Origin of the sequence: Chamaesiphon sp. GL140_3_metabinner_50 (assembly GCF_025361915.1) — a bacterium.
Lineage (GTDB): Bacteria > Cyanobacteriota > Cyanobacteriia > Cyanobacteriales > Chamaesiphonaceae > Chamaesiphon.
Genome location: NZ_JANYJC010000242.1, coordinates 1 through 9,026, shown reverse-complemented (window position 1 = coordinate 9,026; position 9,026 = coordinate 1). Strand labels below are relative to the sequence as shown.

10 protein-coding genes are annotated in these 9,026 nt (G+C 43.6%); 6 read left to right on the top strand and 4 right to left on the bottom strand.

Translation table 11 applies throughout. The features are described from left to right. Window positions 1-390: hypothetical protein (locus Q0R35_RS12080; RefSeq protein ID WP_295618215.1), on the top strand; the 390-nt coding region annotated here is incomplete at its 5' end. A 200-nt stretch (window positions 391-590) separates the two neighbouring features. Here the strand turns inward: Q0R35_RS12080 and Q0R35_RS12075 are convergent. After that, entirely contained in the window at window positions 591-1,058 is a 468-nt protein-coding gene (locus Q0R35_RS12075; protein ID WP_295618212.1) for a cobalamin biosynthesis protein, read from the bottom strand. Window positions 1,059-1,252: 194 nt separating this feature from the next. Here Q0R35_RS12075 and Q0R35_RS12070 point away from each other — a divergent pair, with 194 nt between their 5' ends. Next, complete coding sequence (locus tag Q0R35_RS12070; protein ID WP_295618209.1) at window positions 1,253-1,825, top strand: hypothetical protein; 573 nt, start codon at window positions 1,253-1,255, stop codon at window positions 1,823-1,825. 164 nt (window positions 1,826-1,989) lie between these two features. Then, window positions 1,990-3,228 (top strand): O-antigen ligase family protein, encoded by a 1,239-nt coding sequence (locus tag Q0R35_RS12065; protein WP_295618207.1) that lies wholly within the window; start codon window positions 1,990-1,992, stop codon window positions 3,226-3,228. Here Q0R35_RS12065 and Q0R35_RS12060 read toward each other — a convergent pair. Further along, window positions 3,225-3,464, bottom strand: a complete 240-nt coding sequence (locus Q0R35_RS12060; RefSeq protein ID WP_295618203.1) for a cobalamin biosynthesis protein — start codon at window positions 3,462-3,464, stop codon at window positions 3,225-3,227. The two genes, Q0R35_RS12065 and Q0R35_RS12060, sit on opposite strands and share 4 nt — an antisense overlap. Between Q0R35_RS12060 and rsmI the strand changes: the two genes are divergently transcribed. Then, window positions 3,463-4,338 carry a 16S rRNA (cytidine(1402)-2'-O)-methyltransferase gene (gene rsmI / locus Q0R35_RS12055; protein ID WP_295618200.1) on the top strand — a complete coding sequence of 292 codons (876 nt, stop codon included), beginning with the start codon at window positions 3,463-3,465 and terminating at the stop codon, window positions 4,336-4,338. The genes Q0R35_RS12060 and rsmI overlap by 2 nt on opposite strands. Before the next feature lie 189 nt (window positions 4,339-4,527). Here the strand turns inward: rsmI and dndE are convergent, their stop codons facing one another. Beyond that, complete coding sequence (gene dndE, locus Q0R35_RS12050) at window positions 4,528-4,929, bottom strand: DNA sulfur modification protein DndE (protein ID WP_295618197.1); 402 nt, start codon at window positions 4,927-4,929, stop codon at window positions 4,528-4,530. Window positions 4,930-4,992: 63 nt separating this feature from the next. Between dndE and fni the strand changes: the two genes are divergently transcribed. Together fni and sppA are read left to right on the top strand one after the other, a co-directional pair. Next, window positions 4,993-6,015, top strand: a complete 1,023-nt coding sequence (fni, locus tag Q0R35_RS12045; RefSeq protein WP_295618194.1) for a type 2 isopentenyl-diphosphate Delta-isomerase — start codon at window positions 4,993-4,995, stop codon at window positions 6,013-6,015. A 340-nt stretch (window positions 6,016-6,355) separates the two neighbouring features. Beyond that, window positions 6,356-8,170, top strand: coding sequence for a signal peptide peptidase SppA (gene sppA, locus Q0R35_RS12040; protein WP_295618190.1), 1,815 nt, complete (start codon window positions 6,356-6,358; stop codon window positions 8,168-8,170). A 326-nt stretch (window positions 8,171-8,496) separates the two neighbouring features. Here sppA and Q0R35_RS12035 read toward each other — a convergent pair. After that, a partial coding sequence (locus Q0R35_RS12035; protein ID WP_295618187.1) for a DoxX family protein occupies window positions 8,497-9,026 on the bottom strand: 530 nt, incomplete at its 5' end.

Below are 9,026 nucleotides of genomic sequence, written 5' to 3'. Positions count from 1 at the left end.
ACTTTATTTACGCCGTTAGCAGGAAAAGCACAAGGCGTTTTCATCCAACCTTTTCCTTCGACTGGTTACTCTTCAACTACAATTTACGTACCATCGGTTCCTGACGATCGAGCTTATACGAATGGGATAACGACGACAACTTCGACAGAGTTATACTCGCCGAGTGTGGTTTACCCTGGTAGTAACTCTTTTCCTGGCTCGGTAACGACTTCCTATTATGGTAGTGGTTATCCAACCCGTTATCGCCAAGAAATCAGACCGATCGTAGTTTTTCCGCAGCCAAATACCTATCCTCGCGCGGTACCCTCGACTTGTACCACATCGATAATCGGCAGTCCAATTCCGAGTCCGATCGCCCTAAATCGCTATACTGGTACTCCTTGTCAGTAAATTAGATGTCTGAACTATGATTGAAATGATTGACTGATGGACGAAGATTAGACTGCTATCCGACAATCTTAGTTCATCTATTTCTCAGATAAATCATAGTTTAGATGGTAGATTCCCGATCGGGAATCACCTAAGTCAGTCCGCCTACGCGGACTTTGTGTTATTAGCCACGATTTTAATCGTAGGCGTTGCTCTAATCCCTACCCGCTCTGTGCGATCGCCACGGTAACAAAACCAGATGTCGAACTGAGCCGAAACTTTTGCTTGGGTACTAATAAAATATTGCTGCGTGCCGCACATAGAGCTGCTGCTTCGGCGACGCTAGCCGTTCCGACTAGTGTCGATACCAATTGAGACGAGCGTGCAACCGTGACGGAATTTAGCCGTTCTGGGCTGTATGTTTTTAAAAACCAATCCGACTCCCGACAAAAATCGATTAATCCTGGCTCATTTGCTTTGAGATCGAGTGTCGCAATCCCCGCAATTGTGGCGAGATCTAGATCGTACTCGGCACATACTGACTCGATCGCGCTCTCAATAGCGAGTTTAGATATACCCCGCTGACACCCGATCCCTACCCATAAATATTTAGGCGTAGCATTAGCAACTAACATTTGCAACAAAATCACTGGTAAAACTCGATCTCTAGTCGTTACGCCGATCGACAAAAGTTTTAGCGGATTTACTTATAAATTCTAAATCAATCGAGCTATTTTAACCAGATCTACTGTTAGCATTCAGCCAAATAGCTTAAATATTGAAAAAAAGTATTTGTTTTATACACGCGTGCTACGATTGTTGCAATCGATCGATAGTTCGATATTTTAATTCGCACAATTAGCATTGCTTACGACGAAATAATATGCGGCTTTCAGATCGAAAGAATACCATTTGGATTGCAATTTCTCTATCGCTTCTAACAGCATCGATAGCCTCTAATTCAGTTAAATATATCTTGTTCGATCGCTTCTTGCTATCTAGCTCAGAGAAAAAAACAAGCTTCGCGAAAATATCGGTATTAACAGAAGATTTTATCGGTAGATGGCAGATTGATTGGGTGCGAAAAACAGGCGGGGGAACGGTTAAATCTAGCGGTAGTTACTATTTTCAGAGAGATGGTAAATTTACGTCTCAATTTGTATTTCATATTAAAGACAAACTCAAAAATAGCACTGCCGATTTATTGGTAAAACAAGAAGGTAAATGGCTAGTAAAAAGCCAGACATTAGTTTTAATGCCTCAACCCGAAAAAGTTACGATCGAGATCGTTCAATCCAATCTTACTGGCTTAACTTTAGATGCAGTAACGATCGCCAGCAAGAAAGAAGAAGTATCGTCAGTTTATGCGATCGATCGCAACACAATTAAATTAGTAAGATACAGGGCGGATGTACTTTCAGATGCTTTTTATTACAATATGATTAGAGTTAAATAAACAATGTTATCTGTTGCGTGAAATTGCAGACGATCGTCAAAAGCAGTTTAAAATTAATCGGTATTTTTGCAGTTACTCAAGTAAATTAATTTCAATATAACGACCGTCGAGATCCTCCATTGGAGACGCTCCGCGAACGAGATCGTATCTAAAATTACAAACCTATGCTAAATTTATTTGAAAGGCTGGACTTTCAAAAAGAAAAATTAATATTAACTGTAAATAATGCTTTAATTGTGTGTCTTTTTGCCCAGATAACTTCAGACATTTGGCTGGTAAACGATCTATTGAAAACAACAATTAAATATTTGTTGTTGCTGCTGTCTGTTTTAATTTTCACGCTGGAAGCAAAGTGGCTTCAAAAATTAAGCAACAAGAAAAGTATGTCTTTCTTATTGTTATTTTTAGCTTATGTTATACTTGCTTGCTTTTGGTCTGGTCTGGAAAATAGTTTTTCTATATATAGCAAAAGTATCTTATGCATTATTATCTATATTCATGCCATTATTTATGTTTATTTTCAAACAAAATTATTTCACGATCTGCTCCTCCTGTCTTCAGTAATTATTACATCTAGTGCGTTTATTTCTTTGCTCAACCAATATCTTTTTCTAAAACGTTCCCTTTCCTACAGAGGATTCCGGATCTATAGTTCGGGAATTGCTAACTACGCAGATTTTGGCAACCCTAACTATGCAGCCTTTTTTTATGGTTGCTTTGCCGTATTTTTATGTGGTTATTTGTGCGTGTATAATCATAAAGTTAACAAAACAATCCTGCTGGCGGGGGGGACAGGCGTTCTCCTCTTATATGTAATTTTAACTTACTCTCGGATTACTTGTTTGGCAGTGGTAACGAGTATACTACTCATCTGTTTGACTACACGCAACTGGAAAACGTACAGCATTTTAATTATTGGTACAATTTTAATCTGTGTTGCAGTGCCATTATGCTTCGATAAAATCGAGTTTGAGCTATTCGATCGCGGTTTTTCTGGTCGTCTAAATATTTGGCAGAATATTATTTCCCAAATTGCCCATAGCCCATTTTTTGGCAAAGGAACGGGTCATCCCTACAGCTATTATGTTGTTGCCCCACCAGCAGTGACTTATGTAGCTATACAAGCTCACAATTGGTTTTTACAAGCTATTTATAACTATGGACTGGTTGGGTTGAGTTTATTCGGGCTTTTTATCTGGCAACTTTTTAAAAATGGCTTGAAAAATTTAGAGCAGGCAAATGTGAAAATTTATTTCGCCATGTCTCTATATGCGCTGATATTAATGGCGACAGATGTTGAGTCTATTTTTGACACTGTAGCTTGGCCATTTTTTTGGTTGCCAATTAGTTTGCTGCTAGCAGCAACTATGTCCACAAACAAGATTGAAGTAGTGGCTGATTAGATCGGAATTTGGCATTCGTCGGAATTTAGCCGTTTTGGGTTGTATGTTTTTAAAAACAGACCCGACTTGCGACAATAATCTACCAATCCTGGCTCATTTGCTTTGCGATCGAGTGTTGCAATCCCCGCAATTGTGGCAAGATCGAGATCGTACTCGGTGAATACTGACTCGATCGCGCGACGGATCGCTAGTTGAGAGACACCTTGCCCAGAGCCGATCCCTACCCATAAATACATGTCAAACGAAGTCACTGGTAAAACTCTATATCTAGTCGGTACGCCGATCGGAAATTTGGGCGATCTGACGATGCGGGGACTTCAGGTATTGCGGGATGTCGATACGATCGCGGCTGAAGATACCCGTCATACTGGTAAGCTGCTGCATCATTTTGAAATTAAAACGCCCCAGATTAGCTATCACCAGCATAACGAACAACAGCGCATTCCCGAACTGCTCGATCGATTGCAAGCCGGAAAATCGATCGCGTTAGTTACCGATGCGGGGATGCCAGGAATTTCCGATCCTGGTTATCTGATTGTCTCCGCTTGTGTCGCGGCGGGGATTCGGGTGATTCCGATTCCGGGGGTAACGGCGGTAATTACGGCGGTGAGCGCGTCTGGCTTGCCGAGCGATCGATTTGTGTTTGAAGGCTTCATTCCAGTTAAGGGACAGGAGCGACGAGATCGATTAGAATCGGTTTCGGGCGATGCGCGGACTTTGGTATTTTATGAATCTCCCCATCGGTTGCGCCAAACTTTAGCCGACTTTGCGACGACATTTGGTGAGGATCGGCAGATTGTCATCGGGCGAGAATTAACTAAATTACACGAAGATTTTTGGCGGGGAAGTATTAATTCGGCGATCGAGCATTATACTAACACCGAACCGCAGGGGGAATATACGCTCGTGGTGGCTGGCGCGCCTGTGAGCCATCCCACACTATCGGATGAAGCGATCGAACGCGCTCTAATTGAGTTAATGCTTAATGATACATCGCGCTCTCAAGCCAGTCGGATTGTCGCCGAACAAATTTCGCAATCGCGCCGCTATGTCTATCAATTAGCACTCGCGATCGATCTCGATGCCGCTAAAAATCTTTCTGACAGTTAGATATCGTGTAGGGTGGGCAATGCCCACCAGCTAGGTTTCAGGCATAATCTATTTTATAAATAATTGCATCTACCTACTTAGATCCTGGTGGTGGCGGGTGGGTTTTGTTCCAGATCGAAAGTAATATCGACATTAGATTGCATAAACCCACCCCTACAGATTCAGAAATTCACCATCCACTCTAGATACCTAATTTGACACTGGCAAAGAAGTAACTGCCAAACCTACCAAATCTTCAATGCGGCGCAGATTTGAATCGCCAGCCAGATAACCGATACCGCGATGTAAATGCAGCCGAAATTGCTGCGCCAAAACGTCTGGAGTCAGATCTAATCCATCGCTCAAACACCGCTGCTTGAGCGCGAGAATCGAAATATCGGCTAATTCTCCGCCAAATACCTTCCACGTCATTTCGAGATTGCTATCGGCGGGAATCGGCACTACCGAGGGCGGTGCGGTTTCTGCCAGAGAGCGAAAAAATGCCCACCGACACAAAATATTCCACTGCTCGATTTTAGTCGATCGTTTGAGTTTTACGAGTTGGTCTTTAGCCGTTTGGGACAGTTTAATGTTATTTATAGGGGGTTCCATGACGATCGGTTATTAAAAATCGAGGACTTGAGATTGGAGCGATTAACCCAGCAAATACCAACTATGTCTACAGCTCAACGCAAAGCCGAACATATTCGGATCTGTTTAGAATCAGATGTCCAGTTTAAGACTCAGGGGAGTGGATTCGATCGCTATCAATTCAGCCATAATTGTCTGCCAGAATTAGATTACCAAGATATCGATCTTACTACTAAGTTGCTCGGTAAGCAGCTCGGCGCACCAATTTTAATGTCCTCGATGACTGGCGGTACCGAGCAAGCCAAAGCAATTAATTATCGCTTGGCAGAAGTGGCACAAGAGTATAAATTAGCGATGGGGGTGGGTTCTCAGCGGGTTGCGATCGAACAACCGCAACTCGCCGATACCTTCCAAGTGCGCCAAGTTGCCCCAGATATATTATTACTCGCAAATTTGGGTGCCGTCCAACTTAATTATCGCTATGGGATCGATGAATGTTTGCGCGCGGTAGAATTACTCGATGCCGACGCGCTGATTTTGCATCTCAACCCCCTCCAGGAGTGCATTCAACCCCAGGGAGATACTAATTTTAAAGGTTTGCTCGATCGGATTGCTACCGTCTGCGCGCGGCTTCCTGTCCCCGTGATTATTAAAGAAGTGGGTAATGGCATTTCGGCAAGCACCGCACAGCAGTTAATTGCCGCAGGTGTGAGCGGCATCGATGTCGCAGGTGCGGGGGGCACTTCTTGGGCAAAAGTAGAAAGCGAACGCGCTAAAACAGCCCTCCAGCGCAGGCTCGGCGAGACTTTTGGCGATTGGGGAATTCCGACAACTGAGTGCATTACTACCATTCGTCAGATCGCGCCGACGATTCCCTTAATTGCTTCTGGCGGGTTGCGAAACGGGTTGGATGTCGCCAAAGCGATTGCGTTGGGTGCAGATGTTGGCGGTTTGGCTTTACCCTTTCTTCAGGCGGCAGATATTTCAACAGCCGCCGTCGCTGAGTTAGTTCAAATTTTGCTTGCAGAAGTGCAGACTGTACTATTTTGTACGGGGAATGCTAATTTGTCTGCGCTGCGACAAGCTAATTGTCTTCATGCGCTCTAGGCAGCAACCAACGTTAATTATCGGTAGCGAAGATGAATAATTTTCTCTATCGATAATTAAGTAGCATTCTGAATAAATGAGTAAGATCTAGCCAGATACTTGGGCATAATGAAGACTACTAGCCTGAATATTTTTAATTGGTTTTTAAAAACAGTGCCAAGGTCTGTCGTAATATTTCCACGCCCGATCTACAATTTAGCTGTAGAGATTGAGAACCTCAAATAGCATCAAGAGTATCAATTGATACTTTAACCCTTCTCGATCTGTTGCATCAATGGCAACTTCAAGATTTAAACTTTATTTTTACAATCGCTCCCACACTTTTCTTTAGATATCTTTTATGCGTCAGTTTATCAAACAAGCATTAGCTAGTACCATCGGTAGCTTATTAGGCTTGACATTATTTTCAGCAGTATCGCTAACTTTACTTACCATCACGATCGGCGCAATTATTCAGAGTGCGACTAATAGTGAAGATACCGTAAAAGTGGCGGAAAGATCGATTTTAACAATCGATTTATCGCGATCGATCGTCGATCTCAATCCGGGTAAAACCTTACAAGAAGCACTAGCTGGTGAATCTAACCGCGTTACCGAACTAAAATCAGTCTTGAATGCGATCGATGCTGCAACTAAAGACAAGCGAATTATCGCCATCTATTTAGATGGTGGTAGTGGCAAACAAATTAGCAGTACGGGATTTGCCACGCTCAAAGAAGTCCGCACGGCATTAGAACGATTTCGGGCATCTGGCAAGAAAATTATTGCCTACAATATTGATATGGATAAACGCGACTATTATCTATCATCAGTAGCCGATCGAATTTTAATTAATCCAATGGGTTCGGTCGATATTAATGGCTTTCGATCGGAAACAATGTTTTTTAAAAATGCCTTCGATAAATATGGCATTGGTGTTGAAGTCGTGCGGGTAGGTAAATATAAATCATTTGGCGAAACTTGGTCGCTAGATAAATTTAGTCCTGCCGCCAGACAGGAAACGCAAGAATTATTAAATAATCTGTGGGGTGAATTTAAAACCTCAGTCGGTACCAGTCGTAAATTAACACCAGCTTCGATCCAACAAATTGCGGACGATCGGGGGATGTTAACCGCCACCCAATCGCTTAAAAACAATTTAGTCGATCGCACTGCTTATCCAGATGAAGTAATCGCCGAACTCCAGAAACTTAGTGGTAAAGATGAAGAAGATAAAACTTCTTTTCGGAAAATTAGTATCGAAGATTATGCAACGGTAGTCAGTAAAGCAGCAACTAATTCTACTCGTAAAATTGCAGTAATTTACGCACAAGGCAGCATCGTTAGTGGCGAAGGATCTCCCGGACAAATTGGGGGCGATAGTATGGCGCGAGAGTTGCGCGAATTGCGATTAGATAAAAATGTTAAAGCTGTCGTACTTCGAGTCAATAGTCCCGGCGGCAGTGCCTTAGCTTCAGACATCATTCAACGTGAAGTACGACTATTACAAAAAGAGAAACCCGTCGTGGTTTCGATGGGCGATGTAGCCGCATCTGGCGGCTATTGGATTTCTACTTATTCTAATAAAATCTTTGCCGAGTCGAATACAATTACCGGGTCGATCGGTGTAATTGGCATCAACTTCAACTATCAAAAATTAGCTAATAAAAATGGAATTACTTGGGATGTTGTTAAAACATCTAAATTAGCAGATAGTAGCACGATCGCCCGTCCGCGCACCCCTCAAGAATTGGCAATCTCTCAACAGATGGTCGATGATATTTATGATGACTTCCTTAATAAAGTCTCTGAATCTCGAAAACTGCCCAAACAAAAAGTAGCCGAAATCGCTCAAGGTCGAGTTTGGTCTGGTAGTGATGCTAAAAAGATTGGCTTAGTAGATGATATTGGTGGACTAAGTGATGCAATTTCTTATGCCGCTGAAACTGCTAAATTAGGGAAAGATTGGGAACTAGAAGAATATCCCGCTGTGGAAGGTTGGGAAGAAAAACTGCTCAAACAATTTGCTGGCAGTAAAGAAGCTCGCGCGCTCCAAGTTCAAGATCCGCTCACGGCTGAATTAATCAAGGTTAAGGCAGAGTTAAGTGTATTAAAAACTTTTAACGATCCGCATCACGTTTACGTTCGCCTACCGATCGACTTTAAGCTAGATTAGTGGATATTGGATAGCTTGCCCTGAGCCTGTCGTAGCGTAGCGTCTGTCTTGTCTTGACGCGCACAGGCGTGGAGGGAACCTCCGTGATGCGCGCGTCGCTGTCTTGTCTCGCATAATCCGGGAAGTTTCCTCCCGGCTGCGAGCCGCTGACCCAAACACTCTGGCGAGAGGGAACCTCCGCGCGTTGGCGTAGCCTCTCCAACGGAGATTCTCCTGTGCGCTCCGTAAGGAGAAGGGTGGATAGTGGATATCCTGAAACATAGATGGTGGGCACTGCCCACGAGCAAACCTTGACAGAGCAATAACTTAGGATTTTTCGATCGCGTTTACCTGCCAAAAATTGAGGCATCTATAGAATATGCCCCAGGGCCGAGAATCGCGATCGCAATTAAGACGACACAGTAAATAAATGCCTTTTCCCAACTGGGCGGTTCGCCGATGCCGTTTGCGCCCCGATACTGACCTTCAGGGATGAGATATGGATCTTGGGCGACGAAGGGTTGACCGCCTTTAATGTCTAAATATGCAGCAAAGAGCATCGAGCCGAGAATCGGTAACGTGGCAAGTAATGTCAGGAAACCCAAAATCAGACAAATGCCACCACCGAACATCGTGGCGGCGGAGACAAAACATAGGAAAACGGGCATCTTGAGAGCAGTTGCCCACGATCGCAAATGCGTGAGTTTGGGATAACCGTGGAGGATAAACAACCCGCCCACGCTGACTCGTAATAGCAAAAGTGCCAAGCCAGATAAGCCATCGGGATACATGAGAGCCAGCGTACTTACTAAGCTCAGATCTAATTTGGGGAAGTTGGCTGCTGCAAGTATTGTAGATATTGCGAAGGCGTTGGCAT

Bases quoted from the DNA above. Each gene is read 5' to 3' on its own strand.
- dndE (WP_295618197.1), bottom strand. From the start codon at position 4,929: ATGGAACCCCCTATAAATAACATTAAACTGTCCCAAACGGCTAAAGAC.
- Q0R35_RS12070 (WP_295618209.1), top strand. From the start codon at position 1,253: ATGCGGCTTTCAGATCGAAAGAATACCATTTGGATTGCAATTTCTCTA.
- rsmI (WP_295618200.1), top strand. From the start codon at position 3,463: ATGTCAAACGAAGTCACTGGTAAAACTCTATATCTAGTCGGTACGCCG.
- fni (WP_295618194.1), top strand. From the start codon at position 4,993: ATGTCTACAGCTCAACGCAAAGCCGAACATATTCGGATCTGTTTAGAA.
- Q0R35_RS12060 (WP_295618203.1), bottom strand. From the start codon at position 3,464: ATGTATTTATGGGTAGGGATCGGCTCTGGGCAAGGTGTCTCTCAACTA.
- Q0R35_RS12065 (WP_295618207.1), top strand. From the start codon at position 1,990: ATGCTAAATTTATTTGAAAGGCTGGACTTTCAAAAAGAAAAATTAATA.
- sppA (WP_295618190.1), top strand. From the start codon at position 6,356: ATGCGTCAGTTTATCAAACAAGCATTAGCTAGTACCATCGGTAGCTTA.